The following is a 24,900-nucleotide window of genomic DNA, read 5'->3' on the forward strand; positions in this document are numbered from 1 at the left end:
CAAATTTACAAATTATTTAGCTCCGAGAAGAAGATCTGTTGAAATTTCTAGGCTTTTTCGGGTCACTTCCCGGTCTGCCTCTACGTTTTCCGCCGTTACCGCTTCCGCCGCGGTCTTCACGGCGTCCGCCACGGTCACGAGAATCACCGCCACGGTCATTGGAACGCCGATCTCTTCTACCGGAGAAATTACCTCTACCCCGATCATCCCGACGACGTCCGCGGTCACGGGTAGGAATAGCCTTGATTTCCAATGGTATTCCGTTGAAAAGCACCTTACTGAAATCAACTTCAAAATCAGATGCACTTTCCTCATCAATCTCGAACTTCGTGTCCGTATCGAAAATGCGGATTCCTCCGACACCGATACCCCGACGACGGGAATATTTGTTAATCAAGGACATCAGATCTTTCGGAGTCAAACCGTCTTCCCGACCGACATTCAACGTGAAAGTACTGTACACGGTATCCCCGTCACGTCCTCTACGATCACGGCGCTCTCCTCTTTCCGAACGTCCTCCGCGATCATCATCCTCAATATTCAGATCATTGGTATTCTTGTATTTCTGCAACAACCGTCCGAACTCGTAAGACACCAGATGGCGGAGTAATTCTTCTTTCGTAAATTCGGCAAATTTATCATATACATCCTGTGCATACACATCCATATCCTCGTATTCCTCTGAAGTAAGGATCTTATCGGCATAGAACGCCAACTGTGCCCGACAAATCTCTTCTCCACCCGGCACGGACATGTATTTAAATTCTTTTTTAAGCATATTCTCTACCCGACGCAATTTTCCTTTCTCTTTCGAGTGGATGATCGCTATCGAAATTCCCTCTTTTCCGGCACGCCCGGTTCTACCGCTACGATGTGTATAACTCTCTACATCTTCCGGCAAATTATAGTTGATCACATGTGTCAATGTATCCACGTCCAATCCGCGTGCCGCCACATCCGTGGCTACCAGCACTTTCAAACGTTTTGCCCGGAAAGCATTCATCACGCTGTCGCGTTGTGCCTGACTCAAATCACCATGCAATGCATCGCAATCAATCCCGTCCCGTTGCAAGTGCTTGGCAATTTCTTGCGCATCATTTTTCGTGCGGGTAAAGATAATGGCATACATACTCGGCGCACAGTCTATGATACGACGCAATGTTTCGTAACAATCCTTGGCACGCACCATATAATACTGATGTGATACGGTGTCGGCTCCCTGATTCTTTTTACCGACAGATATCTCCTGTTGGTTTACCAGATAATTGCGGGCAATCCGTTCCACCTCTTTTGGCATGGTTGCCGAGAAAAGATACGTGTTCTTTTCCTTGGGCGTATTACTCAAGATAAAATCCAAATCTTCTTGGAATCCCATGTTCAGCATTTCGTCGGCCTCGTCCAGCACGACGGCAAACACGCTCTCGATGTTAATAGCCTTACGATTCAGCAAATCGACCAAACGCCCCGGTGTAGCCACGACCACGTGTACACCTCTCTGCAAATCTTTGATTTGTCTTTTAATATCCGTACCTCCATACACACACGTCACACGGATATCTTTACGATACTTGGAGTAGTTTTTCAAATCATTCCCAATCTGCACGCACAATTCACGCGTGGGGCTTAAAATCAAGACTTGAACATTATTCCACTCCGGCTCAATTTTCTGTAACAGCGGCAACCCGAATGCGGCCGTTTTTCCCGTCCCGGTCTGAGCCAATACTACTAAATCGTTCTCTTCTCCTAAAATAACGGGGATTGCTTTTTCCTGTACCGGACTCGGTGTTTCAAACCCTAAATCCGCGATTCCTTTAAGCATCTCCTCGCTTACTCCTAATTCTCTAAATTTTTCCATTAAACTGTTTTAATTTACCCTCTCGATTCTCGATTTTCGATTACAATTAAAAGTTGACGGGCAACTTTTCCAAAGCTTCTTCAATTTTCACTGAAACCATCGTGTGGTTTCCAATCTAAAATCTAAAATCGTAAAATCCGAAATCGCTAGGTTCTGTCTATTTTAATATGTCTCCGCGTATAGGCCGGAGTTTCCTCTAATTCTTTTATCTGTTCCCGCGACAAATCAGCCCGAAGCACCACGTCTGTTTCTTTTAGCAGTTCCTCCACGTAATTGATCGCTCCTTTCTCCAATTCTTTTTTCCTGCCGGGTTCCGTCACTTCCTCTGTCGCCACCGCATTCTTCGGACCGGGAATCGGTATCGTATCCACGTCGTCCATGGGGAATCCCGTGGCTATAATCGTCACGGATATGGCATCACCTAACGATTCGTCGGTTCCTACACCCCATATTATAGCGGCATTGTCCCCGACCTCCCGTATGACATACGAAGTGATCTCGTTCATCTCGTCCATCGTGATCTCGTCCGTACCCGACGTGATGTTCAACAATATATCCTTTGCTCCTGCCAAATCATTCTTGTTCAGCAAGGGGCTATTCAAAGCATCCGCTATAACCCGGTGCGCCCGTTCTTCTCCAGCTGCCTGCGCCGCCCCCATGATAGCGATACCGCTATCGGTCATCACGGTACGCACATCAGCAAAGTCCACGTTAATGTATCCCGGCAAAGTAATAATCTCGGCAATACCTTTTGCCGCGATATTCAATACATCGTTCGCCTTGCCAAAAGCACAGGACAAAGGTTGCGGTCCGTATATTCTCTGTATTTTCTCGTTATCGATAATGATAAGAGAATCCACGTAATCTTTCATTTTACTCACCCCGACACGGGCTTGTTCCAACCGTTTCGGTCCCTCGAAACGTGCCGGTATCGTCACGATCCCTACCGTCAGGATACCCATTTCCTTGGCAAGTTTGGCTATCACGGGAGCAGCTCCCGTTCCGGTTCCGCCTCCCATGGCTGCCGTGATGAATACCATTTTCGTGTTCACGCTCAACAATCCCCGAATTTCATCCACACTTTCGAGAGCTGCCGCTTCACCGACTTCCGCACGGTTGCCCGCACCCAGTCCGGTTCCCAATTGAATGCGAGTTTTTATCGGGCTCTGGTTCAATGCCTGCGAATCCGTGTTACAAAGCACGAAGTCCACATCACATATTCCTTGCCGGTACATGTATTCGACGGCATTACCGCCACCTCCCCCGACACCGATCACTTTAATAATTGGTGTCGTTATCTCGTACTGATTAAAATTGATCAATCCATCTACCATGACAATACATTTTACATTTCAGAATCCCTGCTCATATCTTCATTGAACATATTTCCTAACTTACGCTTGAACCAGCTATCCACATCGGGCACCTCGTTCAATCCTCTCTTGCGTCCTCTCTCCCGCTCGAACTCCCGGTCATATTCCTCGTTATGCTCACGTATATTCCGTTTCCGTTTGAACAACGGTTCATCATCCGCATCTTCAAATTCCCTCATCTCTTCATCATCCCGCCACGTCTTTCGCTCCCGTTCCTCTCGCTCTCGTGCGGCACGACGTTGTTGGTCTTCCTGCTCCCGACGCATGCGACGATTTTCTTCCGCCTGTTGTTTCCGGCGACGTTGTTCTTCCTCGACCTCTTTCGCGCTCTCCAATTTCATCTCCAGATCATCTACCCGTTCCACCTTGAATGTAGGCGCCTTCCGTCGAGTGTCTACCGGAGAATTATTAAACCCGGTAGCGATAACCGCCACGTGCAGCTCCTCGTTCAACGACTCGTCTTTCCCTGCTCCCCAGATGACATCTACATCCCGTCCGACCAGTTCTTTCACGTAATCGGTGATTAACGTGATCTCGTCCATCGTGATTTCTTTCGAGCCGTACAACATATTCAGCAATATATTGGAAGCTCCCCGGATATCGTTACTATTCAGCAGAGGGGATTCCAAAGCCATCTGCACGGCTTCCATGGCACGATTCTCTCCTGCCGATTCCCCGGCTCCCATCAGCGCCACCCCGCTATTCCGCATCACGACTTCCACGTCTGCAAAGTCGACGTTCACGAACCCTTTCAAGGTAATGATCTCCGCGATACTCTTTGCCGCTATGGTCAACACGTTATCCGCCATCTCGAAAGCCTTTGACAGCTTCAAGTTACCGTACATATCCCGTAATTTCTCGTTACAGATGATTAACAAGGCATCCACGTATTCCGACAGTTCGTCAACTCCTTCCATGGCTTGTTCCACACGCCTGCGTCCCTCGAAACTAAAAGGAATGGTCACGATACCTATCGTCAGTATCCCCAACTCTCTAGCCTGTTTGGCTATCACCGGGGCTGCCCCCGTTCCGGTTCCTCCCCCCATACCTGCCGTGATGAATACCATTTTCGTGTTCCGTTCGAGTATGGTCTTGATATAATCCAGACTCTCTATCGCCGACTGTTTACCGCGTTCCGGCAAACTGCCCGCTCCACGTCCCTCAGTAAGTTCCTTTCCGATCTGTATTCTGTTCTTCACAGGACTGATCCGCAGAGCTTGTATATCCGTGTTGCACACGACGAACTCCACCCCCCGGATACCCTGTCGGCACATGTGATTGACGGCATTGCTTCCGCCTCCCCCGACACCGATTACTTTGATAATCGACTCATCCTGCTCCGGAATCCTCAAATCCAATAACGCATCTTCATTCCACATAGCTGAAACGTGTTATATCATTATTCTTTAAAAAAACTATCAAACCAACCTCTTTTCTTCGTTTCCTTGCGTTCGCAACGCAACAACCCCAGAACTGTCAGATTCTCCGGTGCTTTCAAGGGTGTTTCTTTGGCAGATTTTACCGTCACCACGCTTGCCATACTTATCGGATGTTTTGACAAACGATTCAACAGAGTATCAATTCCTTGCACCCGACTACCTCCTCCTGTCAACAATATACCGTCTTCCAATTCCTTGTAATAACCGCTTTTCAATATCTGCCAGATCGCCCCTTCCAACAACTCCTCCAAACGGCATTGCTCCACGTGTACCATATCCTGCAAATCAATACAATATTTTGTGTCCGGTATCATTATCTTACGACTTTTACACTCGGCTTGTAATGCCATTCCGTATTCGTGTTTCAATTTCTTGGCACTCGCCATGCTCTCGATTGAAAAAGCCGTATTTATATCCCGCTCCACGGTATTGCACCCCAATGGCAATACTTCGTCGTACGCGATCATTCCATCCCGGAACACGTGTATTTTCACGCTTTCAGCACCCAGATCGATCAAGGCGAAATCTCTCGCGCCTTTCCGCCCCCGTACTACCAGTGCTTTCTGGGCTGCAGTCACCGCCGAGTAAAAATTAATTTTCTCTATCCCGGACTCGTTCAATGCTTGGCGTAATCCTTCCAACATACGCTTTCTCGCCACGTAAACATGAAAATCTATCTCCAACCGCCTCGCTTCACAACCGATCGGCTCACTCTCCGCCTCCCCGTCCAACCAATAACCGAAGGGTACCACGTCCACGATCTCTTCCATATCCAAATTGACATTACCGCGGCATTTCTTTTCCAGCTCCAGTAAATCACTCTCTTCTATTCTTCTCATCCGAGAGAATTTTGACACTTCCCGATCCTCTACCTGTTGCACCCATTCCCCCGCCAAGGCGATATTCAACGCATCGATATGCATCTCGTGTTCCTGCTTGAATTTATCAAGTAAACGTTGTACACAAGACTTCACCCGAAGCCTATCGACCACCATTCCCCGGTGGATACCTTGAGAAGCAACACTCTCTATTCCGACCAAACGGCATTCTCCCCCGGATGTTTCCCCGAGAGCCATTACCATTTTTTCAGAGCCCATATCTAAAGAAGCTACAAATCCCATAATATCTATTTTTTATTTTCTAACACAAACTACTTGGTTATCAAATTTTAAATTGACTTCCTTGTAATGATTCCAACCTTTTTTGGCGATACCGTTCTTCAAGAACAATATCAGTTTATCCAAGCGCTCCCGGCTATTTTCGACCTTACCGAGTATGATTCTGAAATCACCTACTTTGGGAATCATCACAATATCCTCGTTCGATCTCACGATCAATTGCTCGATGTAGGCATCCAAAAACGAATCGTCCCTCAAGGACATCACGAACGGAGCTAACTTCTCGCACGCGTATTTCTTACTAATATCACCGGTTGCAACAACAACCCTGGAAGTAAACTTAGAAGACAACGGCATTACTTTCCCGTCACTATCAACGTAGTAACCCTCACCCGTCATTACTCTCAAAACAGGTTCACGTTGCTTGATACTCACATGGATATAGCCGTCTAAACTGTAGTAAACCTGAGCCGATTTTATCATCGGATTTTTGACAAGTATCCTTTCCAAACTATCTTTATTTACTGCCATAATACTTTTGTTCGTTATGTCCCCATACCCCTTCTTTATCGCTTTCATGATATCCTCCTCGTCCACGAACATATTAACATCCGTATTCTTGACAGCAATCCGCACCCCTCTACATGTTACCTCCCCCAATTTTGTCGCCACAAAGGTAAGCACAATTATCAGGTAAACAAGCAAAATGCAAGATAATATGTATGGTAGTACGCGTTTCATTCAATAATTTCAGTTACAAGTTACAGGTTGCAAGTTACAAGTTATTATTCTCATTCCGCAAATCAAACCTGTAACCTGCAACTTGCAGAGCCACAGACTCAACTTGCAACAGCAAATCAATGATTTGCTGTATTAAACATATCAGTAAATACCGGAATAAAGCGGTCTATATCCCCGGCTCCCATGGTCACGAAGAGTCCGTCCGTCACGTGTTCTCTCACGTATGCCGGAAAGTCTTCTTTCGTCACCCGAACACAAGGCACGGACAAACGATCGGCTATCAGAGCCGAAGTTACCCCCGGTATAGGTTGTTCCCGTGCCGGATATATATCCAACAATATCACTAAATCCGCCAGACTCAAACTCTTCGCGAAATCCGGATAGAAATCGTTCGTCCGCGAATACAGGTGAGGCTGAAAAGCAACAATCAACTTCTTCTCCGGCCACATCTCCCGTACAGACGAAAGCGATGCCTCAATCTCCCGCGGGTGATGGGCATAATCATCCATGTACAGAACTCGATCCGTTTTCGCGTGTATATCAAATCGTCTTGACACTCCTTTGAACAAAGGTAAAGCATCCCGAATTTCCTCGGCAGTCACCCCCGCATGCAAAGCCACAGTGATTGCCGCCGTAGCGTTCTCCACGTTCACACGTCCCGGGAAACACAATCGCAAATCCCGAATTTCGATATCTTTCCCGATATAATCAAATAAAAAACTACCGTTATCTACCCGTAAACGGTCGGCATAATAATCCGTTTTCTCTCCTGCCGCGTAGTGTCCGGTAATTTCCCGCCTTTTCAATTCCAAACCTTTTCTCAAGAAAAGTTGCCCCCGAGTTTGTAAGGCAAACTCCTCGAAGGCTTTCAACAATTCCTCGTGAGTCCCGTATATATCCAGATGATCGGCATCCATGGCTGTAATCACCGCTATTTCCGGATGCAGATGCAAAAACGACCGATCATACTCGTCCGCCTCGATCACCACGTAATCCGATTCCTTGTCAATCAACAAGTTCGTTCCATAATTAGAAGATATTCCCCCTAAAAAAGCACTACATCCGACATGTGAATTTTTCAGCAAAAACGCCAACATCGTCGTCGTCGTCGTTTTCCCGTGCGTCCCCGCTATACAAAGAGCTTTTTTGCTTCGGGAAAGAAACCCCAACACCTCCGCACGTTTGTGCAAAGCGTAGCCATTATCCCGGAAGAAACTCAATATTCGGTTCTCTTTCGGCACGGCAGGCGTGTACACCACAAGCGTGTGCGTCTTATCCCGAAATACCTCCCCGATTCTTGCCTCATCATCCTCGTACGTGATATCAAATTCCTCCTCATCGGTCATCTTTCTCGTCAAAGGTGATTCTGTCTTATCGTACCCGGCCACGTGATATCCCATAATCTTGAAATAACGCGCCAAGGCACTCATACCTATCCCCCCGATTCCCACAAAATATATTGCTTTTACATTATCAATATCCATAATTTTAGATTTTAGCTTGCCCACTATTTATAATCTTCAAGATTTCGTTCGCGATAATCTCATCCGAATCTTTCATTGCTAACGCCAAGATATGATCGGACAAAACTTTGCGTTCGGTATCGTTCTTTAATAAATCTTCCATCACATCACCCAGACGTTCGACGACCTCGTTATCTTTTACCATAACGGCAGCTTGTTTATGGACCAGAGCCATCGCATTCTTGGTTTGGTGATCTTCCGCCACGTTCGGCGAAGGCACCAGAACAACAGCTTTTCCCAGCAAACACAATTCTGAAATCGTTCCGGCTCCCGCTCTTGCCACCACAAGATCAGCGCAAGCATACGCCAAATCCATACGTTTCAAGAAAGGCATAAACTTCACGTTCTCCGGCAAACGATCTTTCAACTCCGCTTCCAGTTGCTTGTGGTAATAACTACCGCACTGCCAGATTACCTGCACGTCTTCCCATCCGGCAATACGTTCCAACCATCGCACCATAGCCTTATTAATCGATCCAGCACCAAGACTACCCCCGGTTACAAGCACAGTCTTTTTCTTCGGGTTCAAACCGTAAAAAACAATACCTTCTTCCCGTTCTCCCAAAGCATTCAACAAATCCTTCCGCACGGGATTACCCGTGAATATAATTTTCTCTTTCGGGAAAAAACGTTCCATCCCCTCGTAAGCCACACAAATCTTCTCGGCTTTCTTCGCCAATAGTTTATTGGTCACCCCGGCATAAGAGTTTTGTTCCTGCAATACCAAAGGTACTCCCGCGTTCGCCGCCACCCGACCGATAGGACCACTGGCGTATCCCCCGACTCCTACCACGACATCCGGCTTGAACTCTTTCACGATTCGTTTGGCTTTCCGCAGACTTCGCCAAAGGTTCCACGCCACTTTCAAGTTATTCAACGTCAATTTTCGTTGCAACCCGCGAACAGGCAAACCCACGATTCGGTATCCCGCCTCAGGTACTTTCTCCATCTCCATCTTACCCTCTGCCCCCACGAACAGAATATCAACATCTTTATCCAAACGCTTTAAAGCATTTGCTATCGAGAGTGCCGGGAATATATGCCCTCCTGTTCCTCCTCCGCTGATAATCACCTTTTTCATAGTATTCTATTTCTTTATATTTCTTCTTCCGTCGTTGCCACTTTCAGCTTCTCTTTCGCTTCCCGCTCCCCCTCTTCAGAGAAGGTATGACTGACACTCAATATCATCCCGAATGCCGCACTCGTGAATAACAGGGAAGTTCCCCCCATACTTACCAGCGGCAAAGGCTGTCCGGTCACGGGGAACAAGCCCACGCAAACCCCCATGTTTATTAAGGCCTGCAACACAATACACAAACCCAACCCGGTCACCAGCATTGCCGGGAACATTCTCGTGCATCGTCGCACGATCACCCCCACACGATAGAGTATGATCAAGTATAATAGCATAACCACCCCGGCCCCCCCCAATCCGTATTCTTCTACAATTATCGCGAAAATAAAATCAGAATAGGGATGCGGCAGAAAATTACGCTGTACACTGGTTCCCGGAGCCACCTTGAACAATCCGCCTCGTGCCACGGCTATTTTCGCTTGATCCGATTGGTAAGAATCATCTTTATTCGCTTTCGAGGGAACAAAAAATGCCTCCAATCGGCTTTTCACCGTCAACAGACGCCCGACCTTGCCCAATTGTTTCTCCGGCACAATAAAAAGTGCCGCCACAAGCAATACGACAAGCAATACAAGTCCCCCGATAATCTTACTGAATGTCTTCAAACTCAACCGTCCCACGAATAGCATAAACAAACAGACTCCTCCCAACAATGCCGAAGTAGAAAAGTTCTCCATAAAAATCAAGAAAAGTATCGGGACTACCCACAACATCCGCAATAACACATTGTCATCGCATCCTTTTTCGGTCTGTTCAAACGCGATTGCACGGGCACAAAATATGATTACCGCTAATTTCGCAAACTCCGACGGCTGGAATGAAATTCCGAATATCTTTATCCACCGCTCCGTGTCGTTCAACGTGGCTCCCATTACTTTTGCCAATACCAGAAAACCAAAAGAAGCCAATAGAATAAACGTGGCAAAAGACAATAAATATTTATAATGGCAAGATTGTGTGAGCAAGATAACCCCATAACAGCCCACCAACAAGAAAAGCTGTTTTAACAGGTAAAAGCTGGTATCTCCCCCGCGCACACGGAAAGCCAGACTTCCCGTGGAAGAATACACGACCAATAACGAGATCAGCATTAAAGCTATAACCACGATTCCCAATATCCTGTCGCCCTTCAAACTCAGCTTGTTAATTATCCTGCCCATTACAATTTACGATTTATGATTCACAACTTCTTCAATCACAGAACTCCTTGAGTTCTCTCACTTTTTCTTTAAACAGTTCCCCCCGGTTCTCGTAATTCTTGAATAAATCAAAACTAGCACAACAAGGAGAAAGTAACACGACATCGCCACTCACGGCACGGATTGATGCCACTTTCATGGTATCCTCCAAGCTATGCGTATCCACCACCTCACAAATCGGAGAAAAGGAGTCTATCAATTTCTTATTGTCTACCCCCATGCAGATTAATAATTTTACTTTTTCCCGTACAAGGTCAAACAACACGCTATAATCATTTCCTTTATCCGTTCCCCCGGCAATCCATACCACGGGGGCATGCATACTATCCAACGCGTACCATGTCGAATCCACGTTCGTTGCCTTCGAATCATTTATATAAGTCACCCCCTCGATGACTTCAACCGTTTCCAAACGGTGTTCCACCTGCGGGAATGTCGTCAATCCCTTTCTCAAATTCGCATCACTGACACCCGCCTTCAAGGCTGCCAATATAGCTGCCATCGCGTTATACACGTTATGCCGTCCCTGTATCGTAATTTCTTTCTTGTCAATGCGGAAAGTCCGTTCCCCCCATCGGGCAATCACGGTATTCCCGTCCATATACGCGTTCAAACGATTATCTGCCGAATAGGTAAACCCGGCTGCCTCCGGTACGATGTTTTCCTGTTCGACACATTCCCGTACCACGTCACAGTCATACCCGTAGATAAACAAATCTTCCGCCCTCATGTTATTCAAGATACGGAATTTAGAACGAGCATAGTTCTCGAACTTATAATCATAACGGTCTAAATGATCGGGAGTAATATTCGTCAATATCGCTGTATCACACCGGAAGCGGAACATCCCGTCCAACTGGAAACTGGACAACTCCACCACGTACACGCGATGCAGATTATCCGCCACCTGTGCCGCCAGACTATTCCCGACATTCCCTGCCAACCCCACGTCATACCCGGCTTCTTTCAATATATGATACAACAACAAGGTGGTCGTCGTCTTTCCGTTGCTTCCCGTGATGCAATACATTTTTGCATCCGTGTGCCGTCCGGCAAACTCGATTTCCGAAATCACCTCGATCCCCCGTTCCCGCAAACCGACTATCATCGGTAATTTATCCGGTATTCCCGGACTCTTTACCACGATATCGGCAGTAAATATCTTTGTTTCGGTATGTTGCCCCTCCTCGTACTCTACACCCAACTCTTCCAATACTTCCTTGTACTTGTCAGCCAATTTTCCTTTATCTGATAAGAAAACCTCGTATCCCAACTTTTTCCCTAACCGGGCAGCCCCCGCTCCGCTTTCTCCTCCCCCTAAAATAACCAAGCGTTTCATATATTTATGATTTACGATTTATGATTTACGATTCTTCAATCTAAAATCATAAATCCGAAATTATTAAACTTACCGAATCTTTAATGTCACTATTGTTATCACAGCTAACGCTATTCCCACAATCCAGAAACGAGTCACGATCTTCGGCTCCGGAATACCCTTCTTCTGAAAATGATGATGCAGAGGCGACATCAGAAATATTCTCCGTCCCTCTCCGAACTTTCTCTTCGTGTACTTGAAATAGCTTACCTGCATGGCTACCGACAAATTCTCCACGAGGAATATACCACAAAGGATCGGAATCAATAATTCTTTATGAATCATGATAGCGAATACCGCGATAATACCTCCCAATGACAAACTTCCCGTGTCGCCCATAAAGACTTGTGCCGGATACGAATTGTACCACAAGAATCCGATCGTGGCACCGATAAAGGCAGCAATAAATACCACCAGTTCCCCGGAATGTGGGATATACATGATATTCAGGTAATCGGCATACACCATGTTACCCGAAACATACGCCAGTATCCCCAACGTGGCACCGACTATCGCGGACGTTCCCGTCGCAAGCCCGTCAAGCCCGTCTGTCAAGTTTGCCCCGTTCGACACGGCTGTCACGATAAATATCGTGATCAAGATAAACACGATCCATCCGATCGGTTCGGCATATTTCCCGAAAAGAGCCCCGAACCAAGCGTAATCGAACTCGTTATTCTTGAAGAATGGAATAGTTGTTCTGGTCGATTTCACGTCTTTCGTCAACAAGGTTTTACTATTCTCCTCGGAGAATCCCTCATCTACCGTACTTGTCACCACACCCACTTCTGACAACATAGCTTTCTCGCGAATCACCACGTCATCGCTCACGTACAAGGTCACCCCCACGATCAATCCCAAACCGACCTGCCCGATCACCTTGAAACGTCCTTTCAATCCCTCCTTGTGCTTTCTGAATACTTTGATATAATCATCCAGAAAACCTATCAACCCGAGCCACACCGTAGCCACAAGCATCAATTGGATATACACGTTATCCAACCGCGCAAACAAAATCACGGGTATTAATATCGCCAACAGGATAATAATCCCTCCCATCGTCGGGGTTCCTTTCTTCTGCATCTGCCCTTCCAGTCCGAGATCGCGAATCTCCTCTCCAACCTGCTGTTTCTGCAAAATACGGATAATCCGCTTTCCAACCACCGTGGCTATCAACAAAGACAAAATCACGGCACAAGCCGATCGGAATGTGATATACTGGAACATTCCGGCCCCGGGAAAATCAAACTGCTCTAAATAATCGAAAATGTGGTAAAACATGACACTACAACTTAAATATTTCCTTTATAATCTCTTTATCATCAAAATGATGTTTCACTCCTTTTATTTCCTGATAATCCTCATGTCCTTTACCGGCAACCAGCACAATATCGTCCGGTTTTGCCAGCATCAGTGCCGTACGTATCGCCTCCTTCCGGTCGGTTATCGCCAACACCCGAGCACGGGCATCCTCCGGTACTCCCGCACGCATATCCTCTATAATCGCCGCGGGTTCCTCGCTTCGAGGATTGTCGGAAGTCAACACAATCCGGTCACTCAATCGACAAGCAACTTCAGCCATCTCCGGACGCTTCGTCCGGTCACGGTCACCACCGGCACCGACCACGGTAATCACCTTACCGTCTTTTTTCAACCCGCTGATTGTCGATAACACATTCTCCAAAGCATCCGGCGTATGGGCATAATCCACGATCGCCATAATTCCATCCCGGGACAAAATTGTTTCAAATCGTCCCGACACCGGAACCAACATACTCATCACGGGTAACAACTCTTCTTTCTCGAAGCCTAACAAGCGAGCCGCGGAATACACGGCAAGCAAATTATACGCGTTAAAATCTCCCGTAAACTTTGTCCAAACCTCACTCCCGTCCAGCAATAATAACATGCTGTCCAAATGGCGTTCCAATATTTTACAATTAAAATCCGCCATACGCTTGCAGGAGTAAGTATATTTACGTGCTTTCGTGTTCTGCAACATGACCATACCATTCTTGTCGTCCGCATTCGTCAACGCGAAAGCCTTCGCGGACAAACGATCGAAAAATCCCTTCTTCGCCTCGATATACGCCCGAAACGTTTTGTGGTAATCCAAATGATCGTGTGTAATATTTGAAAATATAGCACCGTCAAAATCCAAACCGCTAACACGTCGCTGATCCGCCGCATGGGAACTCACCTCCATAAAACAATATTCGCACCCCTCGTCCACCATACGCCGCATCAGTGAATTAATCTCCAACGCATCCGGTGTCGTATGTGTAGCATGTACTTTCTCGTCCCCCACGTAATTACAAACCGTCGATAACAAACCGGCTTGTTTGCCCGCCAACCGTGCCACCTCGTACAGCAATGTCGCCGTTGTCGTCTTCCCGTTCGTTCCGGTCACCCCGACAAGTTTCATTTCCCGCGACGGATGCCCGTAATAAGCGGATGCCATCCATCCCAACGCATCCGATGAATTCGCCACCTTCACCACGGTTACCCCGTCCGGCAGACTTTCCGGCACATCTTCACAAATCACGCCAACCGCACCCAAGGCAACCGCCTTGCCGATAAATGCATGCCCGTCAACACTAACACCCCGCTGGGCAACAAATACATCCCCTTTACCAACCTTCCGGGAATCGAAATGAATCGCGTGTATCTCTACACCCGAATCCCCTTGCACAATCTCACAAGCTATCCCTTCTAACAAATCCCTTAATTTCATTGCTCTAAATTATTATCTTTTCAATCTAAAATCTAAAATTTTAAATCTAAAATTACTTCAATACTATCCCTACATAACTTCCCTTCTGCACCCGCTGCCCCGGTGTCAACGATTGACTGCTTACGGTACCCGCTCCGCTCACCCCGACTTTCAGCCCGCTATTCTCCAGCAAGTATAACGCATCCCGTAACCCCATCCCTTTCACGTTCGGCACCACGGAGAAATCCACGCTCCGGGCTTTCAGTTCAAACTCCTTCCCCTCTTTATCCCGTGACGTCATCACCCAATCGGCATTCCCCGCCTCGTCCGTCACGTCAATACCCAACTCGTCATATATAGCCAAAAAATCATCCTTCAACCCGTTCTGACTGATAGGCAGAGTCCGGTCTATTTCTTCCTCCTGCTCATCGTGCCTCATCAATGACGCCATTGAATATACCTTGTCGGCAATCTCCCGGAACACATTTCCCGAAACCACATTACCGTAATATCCCACCGACGTGGAAGGATTATCCACCACGACAATACACGAGTACAGAGGTTTGTCAGCCGGAAAATATCCCACGAAACTTGCCCGATACTTCGGCTCCGCCTTGTACCCCTTTTTCCCTGCCGCCACTTTTGCCGTTCCTGTTTTACCCGCTATCTTACAAGCTGCATTTTTCAGATTTTTGGCAGTTCCGTTCTCCACGACACCCTCCATCATCTGTCGCATATAAGCCAGCGTCTGCTTGCTGCATATTTTATTCATAGCCACCTCAGGCTCAAAACGCTCTATCACCCGGCTACCCTCCCGGATTTCTTTCACGATACGGGGTTTCATTTTCTTGCCGTCATTTGCCAAAGCATTGTAAAACGCCAACACTTGTAACGGAGTCACCTGCAACTCGTACCCGAAACTCATCCACCGCAAAGAAGTACCGCTCCACGACTTATCCGTGGGATACTTGATATAAGGCTCCGCTTCCCCCACTATATCAATACCCACCTTTCGGTTCAACCCCATCGCGTACAAACGGTTCACGAATTTTTCCGGTTGCTCGCGATAACGTTCATATACCAGTTCCGTGATTCCATTCAGAGAACGCTCGAAAATAGACTGTACGGTTACTTTCCCGATAGGAGTTCTGGACTCCCGTAAAGTTACCCCGTTATGCGTGTATATCCCTTTACCCAAATCTATCGTGTCCGTGGGCAGCACGTACCCGTCCTCCAACAGAGCTACCATAGTAGCCGCCTTGATTACCGACCCCGGTTCGGCAGCATCACCGATCGCGTTATTCAACACCTCACGGTAACCCGTTGCCGTTTTCGACACATTCGCGATTGCTTTGATATCCCCCGTCTTCACGTCCATTAAAATAGCCGTACCGGCATTCGCCTTATAATATTCCAACTGGCGAGTCAATGCCCCTTGCACGATATCTTGACAATCCACGTTTATAGTCGTCACCACGTCATTCCCGTCTATCGGTTCATCTACCGTCACGGAAATCCACCTTCCGGACATCATTTGCCGGTAACTCCTTCCCGGCACCCCGCGCAATTGTTTCTCGAAAGCTCCCTCAAGCCCCACGCGCCCCTCGAAAGTTCCATCTTCCGCCTCATTCAGATATCCCACGGTACGATACGCCAAATCTCTATGCGGCTGCAACCGCACATTCTCCCGTTCGAGAATCAAACCGCTTCGGGTACCTCTCTCCCGAAAAATAGGAAATTTCTTAACCTTCATCAATTCGGTGTAAGAAATTTTCTTCTTGTTAATCAACAGATAACGATTAGCCTTCGCCCCGTATTTCCCTTTCCACAACTTTTGCCTGTATTCTGAAGCGGGAGCATCCCCGAAAAACCGCGACAGGCAAATTGCCAGACTATCCACTTTTCTTTTAAACAATGTATCCGCCACCGCCACGCAATCAAACCTTAACGAATAATACGGCACAGAACTCGCCAGAATACGTCCGTCATCGGCATATATATTTCCCCGAATCGGGGCTACCGTAAAATCTTTCCTTGAAACATTCTGCACCTGCTTCCTCAACTCATCCCCTTTCCACACCTGAACGTACAAAGCCTGCACCACGATCAACACCGCAATCCCGATCACCACCAGGTAAACAAGCCCCAGTCGTCCAGCCAACTCATGTTTCATCGAAGATGCCATATTCCTAAATTAGTCTATAAGGTTCATAAAGTCTATAAGGTCAAAGGTCCATACCTTCCTATCAATCACTTTAACCACGGCAGTTCTGCCGCCGATACATTCCGTCCGAAGGACACCCGTGACCTTACAGACTTTACTGACCTTATGGACTTTACGGACTCTTTTCATTTCTCTATCTTTATCGGCGGTTCCTTACTCTGCACCAGATCCAACCCGGCTTCTTTCACCCGTCTTTCCACCTCCGACGGCACACTGATGCGCATCAATTCCGACGAGGTTGTTACCGATTCAAAGCGCAGGTCGCTCAACTCTTTCTCCAACGCCACCTTTTTCATAAACAATTTCTCTGTATTATACCCGTTCGCTATGTATAAAATACCAAGCAATGTCAGAAAAAGAATAAAAACCATATTTCGGCGCAACACGGTATCGGCAAGCAACCGTCCGTCCAACACCTCTTTCATGGACTCGGCAAGTACCTCCTTCTGTTCCTGCGAAGGAGATACAAAATCCTTTACTTTCTTCTTCTTGAACCACTTCATACCCTTACTATATTTTTTCCGCAATTCTCAATTTAGCACTTCTGGCCCTCGGATTGCGTTCGATCTCTTCATCCGATGGCACGATCACTTTACGGTTCACCAACTCGAAATTCCGTTTCACGTGTCCGTAAAAATCTTTCTCGATCTTTCCCTCGAAATTCCCGCTCTTCAAGAAATTTTTCACGATCCGGTCTTCCAGTGAATGATAGGTAATCACCACCAATCGTCCCCCCGGACGCAATGCCAACTCCGCTTGCTGCAACATCTCTTTCAATGCATCCAATTCCCCGTTTACCTCTATACGCAACGCTTGATACACTTGTGCCAAATACTTCTTTTCCTTTTGTTTCGGGACACGAGGCGCAATCACTTGCAAAAACTCTTCCGAACGTCCAATCGGCCTCTCCTCCCGTGCTTTGATTATCAAGCTGACCAACCCGCGGGCATTATCTACTTCACCATACTCCCGGAACACCCGAATCAGCTCCTCCTCGCTGTACGAATTTAATATATCCGTTGCTTTCAATCGTCCTCTCCGGTTCATGCGCATATCCAGTTCCGCATCAAAACGAAACGAGAATCCCCGCCCCGCCTCGTCAAACTCGTGTGACGATACCCCCAGATCGGCTAATATACCATCCGCATTATCATATCCGCAATACCGCAAAAAATTCCGCAGATACCGGAAATTATGATTCACGAAAATAAACCGACTATCATCCGGCACATTTGCCAATGCATCAGAATCCTGATCAAATCCTATCAGGCAACCGCCACCCAAGTGTCTTAATATCTCCCTCGAATGACCACCTCCTCCGAAAGTCAAATCAAGATATACCCCCTCCGGGTCTATATTCAACCCGGAAACGGACTCTTCCAACAAAACCGGCACATGATACAACGATTCCATATCTTTTAAATTTAATTTCTTACCCTTGAACCCTCATTTTCAACACATCACAATCCTAAATTCCCGAAATTCAATTTATCCGTCAAAAGTACAAATTCCTCCGTACTCATCGCCCCCTCTTCGTACTTTATTTTATCCCAAATTTCAATCTTCGAATCCAAACCCACCAACACGATCTCGTCACCCTCTATCGCTACCTGCTCAAGCATCTTGCGAGGAATCAGAATACGTCCGTTAGCATCCAGTTCCACCTCCAGCGCTCCATGAAAAAAACCTCTCCGGAACCTCATATGCTCTTGATTGAACGGGCTCAATTTAGCCCGCAATTCTTCGACCAGCCGCAACCATTCGCCCTTGGGATAAACATCTATACATGTCTCGAAAATATTCCGCTGCAACACGAAAGAACCCTCCTGCCCGGCCTGCATTTCCTTGCGAAAAACAGCCGGAACAACCAAGCGTCCTTTGCTATCCAACTTACATGTATAATCTCCTATAAACGACAACATATTCTTCATCCAATTTAGTGATGTAAAGTTATTAAAATATTTCCCACTTCAAACCACTTTCTCCCACTTTTTTATTATTAAAATTATAACAATTTAAAATACAAGCATTTAAACACACGAAGATACAAAACAGAGGGTACGTTAAAACGCACCCTCGTTCTCAAATTACCCTACCGTCAAACTCACGCTATTCGAACAGACCTTTCCGCCCTTCTTCATCGCGAAACAATAGGCTTTCACGTTCTCCGCCGACCAATTATCAGGCAACGCATAACTCGTGCTTCCACCTTCACCCCGGACTCGCAATGCCACCAATCTAGCCCGTTGCACTTCTGTTTCATACAACACGGCATACACCAAGTCATCACCGGCAGCATACCCCTCTTCCGCTTCTTCAGCCTCCTGCACGAACGCGTACTTACTCGCATCCGAATCATACGTCACGGAAACTTTCGGCGTATTCCTGATTCCGGCAGCCACGAGCATCCGGGCATAATCCACCGTTACCGTGTAATCCTCATCAACACTCACGCATCCCATATTCAAAGAAACGAACGCATTGGAAGTCGTTCCGCTCCCGATTCCCCGAAACCCTTTCTGCACCACGGGCAGCAGCCAACGCGACAATTCGATCAACGCCTTCATCTTCGCCCGTTGAGTCAACACCTCCGGGGTCGGATTGTCCTTTCTCGAAAAAATCTTCGCTCTAGCGATATTCTGCTTGTTCATGTAACACATCGTCACGTTACCAACCGACTTCGTTACCTTTCCTAATAAATAAGAATTAAATTTTGCCATAACAATAAAATTTAAAAATGAATAAATAAAAAAATAAACACTCGATTTCTATCTGTAAATCTAAAATCGTAAATCAGTAATACCTCATCCAATCCGGTAACCGCAATGCCGGTCCGGGATCCACCTTTCTCTCCGTCACATCCGAATGTCCCACAATTTCGTCAATAGGATAACAGTTTGTCAAAACCCCGCACACCTCTGCCAGCACCCTTTCCTGCACCTTAGTATACTTATGCCAATAAGTTTTTTCCCGTCCCGACTCATCAACATACACATCCTCAAAAGACACAACCACCCCGCACTCCGCCACAAATTTTCCCCCTTCCTGCCGAAGCTGTCCCAGATTATCCAACTCTATCCCCAACGAACAATAATTCAACCCGATCCGTCCCGCGTACCGACTTCTCCCGGCATGCCAAGCCACAATATTAAACGGCACCAACTGAACTACTTCTCCCGCTCTCCCGATTACCAGATGAGCCGAAGCCCCCACATCCGGTCTTGCCAGATAACGAGCCGATGACATAACACTAGCCCCCGCCGTATAATGCAATATAATCATATCCGGTCCGGCAATAACCTGTGTATTCTTCACGCAATCCACGCGAATCACCCCATCCCCCACCAATCGGTGTTTTACAATTGAAAATCCCATATATCAACAATATTAAATCAATAATCTAAAATCGTAAATCATAAATCTAAAATCAGCGTCTGCCTTTTGCGAGGGTCATCAAAATTTTCTCCCCACTTCTCCCGACCACGTAGCCACCCAACCCAATCTCCAACAAATCCCAAAAACGGGAAGAATCCGAGAGAATCGATATATTCGTGAACGTACCTATCAGAATCACCGCGGCAAACGTCAGCATCACCAAAGGCCGCCACGACCGTTGCAACCAATTCCCTTTCCCCTCCTCCTGCAACAACGCTGCCCGTACCCGCAACAACTCCTTTTCTCTTTCCAGCAACAACCGCAACACGTCAGCCTCCAATTGTTTCTTCTCACGAGCAGGCAATGTCAGTCGTTCCACCAGTCCACTCACGGCGTCCGCCACGCTCGTTATCGGATTCAACCCGCTCATAAACAGATGTATTGAGAATTTGAATACTTCGTTCCCTCTTCCGACACGAAAAAACAATACAAATGTACCTTCACGCCCTCCTCCCGTTCTACTCGAAAACTTGCACGCTCATCCCTCCGCCGGGCTTCCACACCCTCCACGACCATCGGCACAAATTCCCGATTCCCGTAAATCACGATCACACCCAACCGGTCGTCCATCTCGGCACACACCTTTCCAGTCCCGTTATTCCAGTATAATTCCACCCGTCCCTCCTGATCCATCCTTCCTTCCAAATCATACACGCACTGCCTCGTCCCTGCCGAAAAATGCATCTGCGAAAAATCCCCGATTCTACCATCTCCCTTGAACGCCTTCATGTTCAATTTCATGTGTAAAGCGTACCCGTTAACCGCGATCCCCTCCGCCGACTCGTTCCAGATTTTCCTGATAGGAGTATCTTTCACCCGACAGTAAAATTCCACTGCAACTCTAAATTTCGAGCGCACCAATTCCTGCTTCTCTGTTTTCGGGTTCCTCACCTCCGACGGCAAAGCCCTCATGTAAGGCTTTCCGCCCCGTTCACAAAAGACGACATTCCCGACTCGTCCTCTTAGTTTCAAAACACTACTCAATTTTGCCATAACTTTTTTCTTTTAAATGATTACTACAAATCACCTTGATTTGCGAATGCAATATTAGTGCATCCCCATAACTCACTTACTACACCTAATTATTAATTCATAACAATTCCCCGTAACCCCCTATATATCACCCCGCTTCCAAAAATAAAAATTGCCAATCAAGCCACCCCCTTCCAGGAATCACCCAATCGGCAATCATCAAATCACTGAATTTCTAAATCAACTCATTTTTTCTTCTTCCACGCACGCCTGCTGTCCGCTTCCTTCAAAATAGCGGTAATCATCCGCTTCAAAAAAGGCGTCAGTTCCCGTGTGCGCTCAAAAAACTGATCCCTCAGCTGTTGATAATTAGAAATATCCACCCCAAACACCTCTTTCAACATCCCCACCAACTCTTTCTCGCCCAACGCATCTCCAACAGGCGAATATAGTTCGTCCACCAGCACCAGCCCCTCGATTAACTCTATGATCATCATTTTGTACTTCGTTGACTTCCATTGAATCATCACCCGGGGCTGTTCCCTGTCATCGTTCGTTTTCCGACAATCCCCACGTTCACGTGACCAACGACACTCCGCCTCCACTAAACTCAACGCCACGTGAATATAACAACAAATATCCCCCCCATTTTTTCCCGAAAGCGTCCCCACTCTCAACACGCTCCAACCAGAATTCCAAACCCACCCGGGCACTCTCCAACATTCTTTCCCGAACAAGGAGCTCACCCTCCGCCTCGCCCACCTCTCGCAAATCCCCTGCAAACTCCCGAATTGCCGTTTTAAACCTCTCGTCTTCAAAACTTGCACTTAAATCTTCAGTCAACAAAGCGAAAAACTTTGTTTTTAATAAATTTTTCATAGCATAAATATTACAAATTATTAAAATAAAAAAGCCCCGGGCACACTCCGCCCAAGGCATATCATCAATTTCTTAATCATCAATCACAAAATCATAAATCGCAAATCATTTAAATCTCGCCTCCCCCTTCTCCCAATCCACCCACAAATCCTTATCATACCGCCAACTATCCACCAACGCCTCCTCGTACCTTTTGCCCGAAAACACCAACAACACGGCCCCCGGCTCTTCCGCCTTAATACAATTTCCATACCCCTCCGGCACACAAACAATCTCACTTCTCGCCTCCGACAAATGAAACACCTCTGCCCTCAAATTCTCACTCGGGTGCTCCCAGTCATCAATCTTCACCAACCCGATCGTGAATGCCCCCTTCACACAATAAAACCATTTCTTCTCGAATTGATGCGCATGCCACCCTCTTACCACATTAACGTCCGGATGATGGATAAAATAGAACCTCTCCACCCCTTCAAAATCAAAACCATTCAAAGAAGAAATCACCCCGCGGTAATCCGTGAAAATCTCTCCTTCGATAACCTCAATTTCTTTTCTGCCTTCCATAAAATCCATGTCAAACATAAATCATATTTTTACAATAGGTACATTATTCCAGTCAACCATCTTTTCCGCTGTAGCGATATCCACAAAATGGAAATCATCCAGAAACCTTTTCAACTTTTTCTCCGCCCCTTTCAAGCCATAATAACTCTTGAAACGACGAACCATATTCAATTCCTTAATCAACGGTTGCCCCGCATCTAAATCCCGAGGATGAATATATGAAAGTAGATAATTATCACAATCTTGAGCCCATTTTTTCAACAGCCAATAAGGAATTAACCTAAAATATCCCCCACCAGAAAAAATAATATGTTTTCCCATTATTTGCTTCGTACTTACCGGAAATTCCTTCATTTGAATACCATTATAATCAATAATACTCGGCTCCGGCATAGCATAAGATGACATCCCACCGTGAGCATGATGAGCGGGAAAAACAGAACAATCAATCGTAACACCAACCCGATGAAGTTCTTCAATTGCCCACCCCTCACTTTCTCGCATCGAAAATCCAGGGGCTCTAAAAGCCCTCACTTTCTGTCCCGTAATATCTTCCAATAACTTTACAGAAGCCTCAATATCCTCTCGAAACTCTTTATGATTCTGCTGCCAAATCAATTGATGATTCATCGTGTGGCTCCCAATCTCATACTTCTCCGCAATACGTTTTACTATATCCGGATAGGTCTTAGCAATCCAACCAATAACAAAAAAAGTTGCCTTCGTATCCGTATCTTCTAAAATACGAAAAATTCGTTCCATATTCTCGTGAATACGAACTTCATAATTTTTCCACTGTGCCTCGGTACGTGTTGAATCATTATCAAGAAGGTGAAACCATTCCTCAACATCAAATGAAAGTATATTCATAATCAAAAAAATCTCTTTCCTTTGCGATAAAACTCCTTTACATCTTCTTTCGTCGGAAAAGAATAATATGATTTTCCCGAATCATCATTTGGTATTAATATGTAATTCCCACCATGAATTTTTTCAATAGCTTTTATAATAGCTTTCATACCTATATGCTTACTTACCTTAATCAACTGCTCTTGCGTCATTCCTTCTGTCAGTGGAATATTTTCTTGAACAAGTATATCACCACTATCAATCCCTTCATTCACAAAAAACACGGACACCCCTGTTTCTTTCTCGTTATTTTTTAATACCCAAAAGGAAGGCATTAAACCACGATATTTAGGCAACAAAGCTGTATGTAAATTCAAACAACCACATGGTGCTAAATCTATCAACTCTTTTTTAAAAATCTGATTACCGGCAATAGAGATCAACAAATCAGGATAATAAGATCTTATTATTCCTAACGATTCTGGATGATTTACTCCTCTGTTCAAAGAAATTATAGGTACCTTATATTTTTGCAAAACTTTCCTCACATTTTTACTGGATTTTAGTTTATTAAACAAAAAGGTAAAACTATAATGCATAAAAAATTTAAAGCCAAACACTTGATAAGTCCTTTTCATTTTTGCTCCCCAAGATTCTCTTTTGCCAAAAGGAGAAACCTCAAATAATACGGTTGCAACAACATCCGAATGAAAAGGTAGGTGACTCAATAAAAAATCTAAGTTCTCAGCTAAATAAAAAGGATCTGCTTGTGTCAGTAATACAATACGCATACTTAAAGTTTATTCATATAACAATAAAACATAAATTTTACATATACCCACTGCCGTGCAATTCTTTTAGGTTGACACAAAAGTCGATAAAACCATTCAAGACCTAATTTTTGGAAAAATTTAGGAGCACGTTTCACCAATCCGGTATATACATCAAAACTCCCCCCTAACCCCTGATAAATAGCAAGATGTCGCTTTAACATCTCTTGCATTAACAATTCCTGTTTTGGTGATCCCATGGCAACAAACACAACATCCGGACGTTTATCAATCACATCTTGAATTAATACTTGCCGTTCCTCTTTTGTTTTAATATATCCATTCCGATAATTAACAATTTGAATCCCAAGAAATTCTTTTTTCAATTTTGCCACAGTACGTTCTATTACTTCCTGCTTACCTCCTATCAAATAAAAAGTCTTTCCTTCCTTATAGTATTCTTTAATAATCCTCAACCACAGTTCGCATCCTGCAATTTTTATTACTTTATTATATCCTTTCTTTTTCAAGGCTATCACAGTACCAACTCCATCACAATATCCTATATTTTGACTTATAATAGTCCGAATTTCTTCACTTGCATTCATAATCTTTTCGGCATTTATCGCAATAAGAATCCCTTTTTGCCGATTTACACTCTCTAGCAATTCCTCTTCCGAAGTAAAAGGATAAACTTTTATACCATTCACATAAATAGCATCACTCTTCATAA

General features: G+C 45.8%; 25 protein-coding genes. All 25 read right to left on the bottom strand.

Annotated elements, in window-relative coordinates:
- Window positions 1-16: 16 nt before the first annotated feature.
- The 25 genes from ACK8P8_RS17300 to ACK8P8_RS17420 all read right to left on the bottom strand — a co-directional run bounded on the left by ACK8P8_RS17300 (window position 17) and on the right by ACK8P8_RS17420 (window position 24,898).
- On the bottom strand, window positions 17-1,855 hold the full coding sequence (locus ACK8P8_RS17300; protein ID WP_303179942.1) for a DEAD/DEAH box helicase: 1,839 nt from the start codon (window positions 1,853-1,855) through the stop codon (window positions 17-19).
- 146 nt (window positions 1,856-2,001) lie between these two features.
- Window positions 2,002-3,189, bottom strand: coding sequence for a cell division protein FtsZ (ftsZ, locus tag ACK8P8_RS17305; protein ID WP_186976563.1), 1,188 nt, complete (start codon window positions 3,187-3,189; stop codon window positions 2,002-2,004).
- Between the two features lie 11 nt (window positions 3,190-3,200).
- Window positions 3,201-4,607 carry a cell division protein FtsZ gene (ftsZ, locus tag ACK8P8_RS17310; protein WP_369858707.1) on the bottom strand — a complete coding sequence of 469 codons (1,407 nt, stop codon included), beginning with the start codon at window positions 4,605-4,607 and terminating at the stop codon, window positions 3,201-3,203.
- A 20-nt stretch (window positions 4,608-4,627) separates the two neighbouring features.
- On the bottom strand, window positions 4,628-5,788 hold the full coding sequence (locus ACK8P8_RS17315) for a cell division FtsA domain-containing protein (protein ID WP_369858708.1): 1,161 nt from the start codon (window positions 5,786-5,788) through the stop codon (window positions 4,628-4,630).
- 12 nt (window positions 5,789-5,800) lie between these two features.
- The gene (locus ACK8P8_RS17320; RefSeq protein ID WP_303179940.1) at window positions 5,801-6,457 is read right to left on the bottom strand and encodes a cell division protein FtsQ/DivIB; all 657 of its coding nucleotides are present in this window, start codon (window positions 6,455-6,457) and stop codon (window positions 5,801-5,803) included.
- 185 nt (window positions 6,458-6,642) lie between these two features.
- Window positions 6,643-8,010: a UDP-N-acetylmuramate--L-alanine ligase gene (gene murC / locus ACK8P8_RS17325; RefSeq protein WP_303179939.1), complete on the bottom strand. Its 1,368-nt coding sequence runs from the start codon at window positions 8,008-8,010 to the stop codon at window positions 6,643-6,645.
- A 4-nt stretch (window positions 8,011-8,014) separates the two neighbouring features.
- Window positions 8,015-9,130 (bottom strand): undecaprenyldiphospho-muramoylpentapeptide beta-N-acetylglucosaminyltransferase, encoded by a 1,116-nt coding sequence (gene murG, locus ACK8P8_RS17330; RefSeq protein WP_369858709.1) that lies wholly within the window; start codon window positions 9,128-9,130, stop codon window positions 8,015-8,017.
- Window positions 9,131-9,144: 14 nt separating this feature from the next.
- Window positions 9,145-10,344 (bottom strand): FtsW/RodA/SpoVE family cell cycle protein, encoded by a 1,200-nt coding sequence (locus tag ACK8P8_RS17335; RefSeq protein WP_186976552.1) that lies wholly within the window; start codon window positions 10,342-10,344, stop codon window positions 9,145-9,147.
- A gap of 31 nt (window positions 10,345-10,375) precedes the next feature.
- Entirely contained in the window at window positions 10,376-11,722 is a 1,347-nt protein-coding gene (gene murD, locus ACK8P8_RS17340; RefSeq protein WP_369858710.1) for a UDP-N-acetylmuramoyl-L-alanine--D-glutamate ligase, read from the bottom strand.
- A gap of 69 nt (window positions 11,723-11,791) precedes the next feature.
- Window positions 11,792-13,042 (bottom strand): phospho-N-acetylmuramoyl-pentapeptide-transferase, encoded by a 1,251-nt coding sequence (mraY, locus tag ACK8P8_RS17345; RefSeq protein WP_099293263.1) that lies wholly within the window; start codon window positions 13,040-13,042, stop codon window positions 11,792-11,794.
- Between the two features lie 4 nt (window positions 13,043-13,046).
- The gene (locus tag ACK8P8_RS17350; protein WP_369858711.1) at window positions 13,047-14,495 is read right to left on the bottom strand and encodes a UDP-N-acetylmuramoyl-L-alanyl-D-glutamate--2,6-diaminopimelate ligase; all 1,449 of its coding nucleotides are present in this window, start codon (window positions 14,493-14,495) and stop codon (window positions 13,047-13,049) included.
- Between the two features lie 52 nt (window positions 14,496-14,547).
- Window positions 14,548-16,659, bottom strand: coding sequence for a PASTA domain-containing penicillin-binding protein (locus ACK8P8_RS17355; RefSeq protein ID WP_369858712.1), 2,112 nt, complete (start codon window positions 16,657-16,659; stop codon window positions 14,548-14,550).
- 164 nt (window positions 16,660-16,823) lie between these two features.
- Window positions 16,824-17,201 carry an FtsL-like putative cell division protein gene (locus tag ACK8P8_RS17360; RefSeq protein WP_186976544.1) on the bottom strand — a complete coding sequence of 126 codons (378 nt, stop codon included), beginning with the start codon at window positions 17,199-17,201 and terminating at the stop codon, window positions 16,824-16,826.
- A gap of 7 nt (window positions 17,202-17,208) precedes the next feature.
- Window positions 17,209-18,111, bottom strand: coding sequence for a 16S rRNA (cytosine(1402)-N(4))-methyltransferase RsmH (gene rsmH, locus ACK8P8_RS17365; RefSeq protein ID WP_303179934.1), 903 nt, complete (start codon window positions 18,109-18,111; stop codon window positions 17,209-17,211).
- A 47-nt stretch (window positions 18,112-18,158) separates the two neighbouring features.
- Window positions 18,159-18,620, bottom strand: coding sequence for a division/cell wall cluster transcriptional repressor MraZ (gene mraZ / locus ACK8P8_RS17370; RefSeq protein WP_099294671.1), 462 nt, complete (start codon window positions 18,618-18,620; stop codon window positions 18,159-18,161).
- Window positions 18,621-18,785: 165 nt separating this feature from the next.
- Window positions 18,786-19,418 carry a DUF6266 family protein gene (locus tag ACK8P8_RS17375; protein ID WP_369858714.1) on the bottom strand — a complete coding sequence of 211 codons (633 nt, stop codon included), beginning with the start codon at window positions 19,416-19,418 and terminating at the stop codon, window positions 18,786-18,788.
- 73 nt (window positions 19,419-19,491) lie between these two features.
- Entirely contained in the window at window positions 19,492-20,073 is a 582-nt protein-coding gene (locus ACK8P8_RS17380; protein WP_369858716.1) for an N-acetylmuramoyl-L-alanine amidase, read from the bottom strand.
- A gap of 52 nt (window positions 20,074-20,125) precedes the next feature.
- Window positions 20,126-20,503: a 3TM-type holin gene (locus ACK8P8_RS17385; protein WP_369858717.1), complete on the bottom strand. Its 378-nt coding sequence runs from the start codon at window positions 20,501-20,503 to the stop codon at window positions 20,126-20,128.
- Entirely contained in the window at window positions 20,500-21,126 is a 627-nt protein-coding gene (locus tag ACK8P8_RS17390) for a DUF6266 family protein (protein WP_369858718.1), read from the bottom strand. The genes ACK8P8_RS17385 and ACK8P8_RS17390 overlap by 4 nt, the downstream gene beginning before the upstream one ends.
- A gap of 224 nt (window positions 21,127-21,350) precedes the next feature.
- Window positions 21,351-21,725 (bottom strand): RteC domain-containing protein, encoded by a 375-nt coding sequence (locus ACK8P8_RS17395; RefSeq protein ID WP_410026109.1) that lies wholly within the window; start codon window positions 21,723-21,725, stop codon window positions 21,351-21,353.
- Window positions 21,682-21,984, bottom strand: a complete 303-nt coding sequence (locus tag ACK8P8_RS17400; protein ID WP_369858720.1) for a hypothetical protein — start codon at window positions 21,982-21,984, stop codon at window positions 21,682-21,684. The genes ACK8P8_RS17395 and ACK8P8_RS17400 overlap by 44 nt, the downstream gene beginning before the upstream one ends.
- A gap of 105 nt (window positions 21,985-22,089) precedes the next feature.
- Window positions 22,090-22,566, bottom strand: a complete 477-nt coding sequence (locus ACK8P8_RS17405; protein WP_369858721.1) for a WxcM-like domain-containing protein — start codon at window positions 22,564-22,566, stop codon at window positions 22,090-22,092.
- A gap of 3 nt (window positions 22,567-22,569) precedes the next feature.
- Window positions 22,570-23,418: a polysaccharide deacetylase family protein gene (locus tag ACK8P8_RS17410; RefSeq protein ID WP_369858722.1), complete on the bottom strand. Its 849-nt coding sequence runs from the start codon at window positions 23,416-23,418 to the stop codon at window positions 22,570-22,572.
- Between the two features lie 2 nt (window positions 23,419-23,420).
- Window positions 23,421-24,188: a methionyl-tRNA formyltransferase gene (locus tag ACK8P8_RS17415; protein WP_369858723.1), complete on the bottom strand. Its 768-nt coding sequence runs from the start codon at window positions 24,186-24,188 to the stop codon at window positions 23,421-23,423.
- 2 nt (window positions 24,189-24,190) lie between these two features.
- On the bottom strand, window positions 24,191-24,898 hold the full coding sequence (locus tag ACK8P8_RS17420) for a WecB/TagA/CpsF family glycosyltransferase (protein ID WP_369858724.1): 708 nt from the start codon (window positions 24,896-24,898) through the stop codon (window positions 24,191-24,193).
- Window positions 24,899-24,900: the final 2 nt, after the last annotated feature.

The sequence above is a fragment of the Butyricimonas muris genome, from assembly GCF_046365375.1.
GTDB lineage: Bacteria > Bacteroidota > Bacteroidia > Bacteroidales > Marinifilaceae > Butyricimonas > Butyricimonas muris.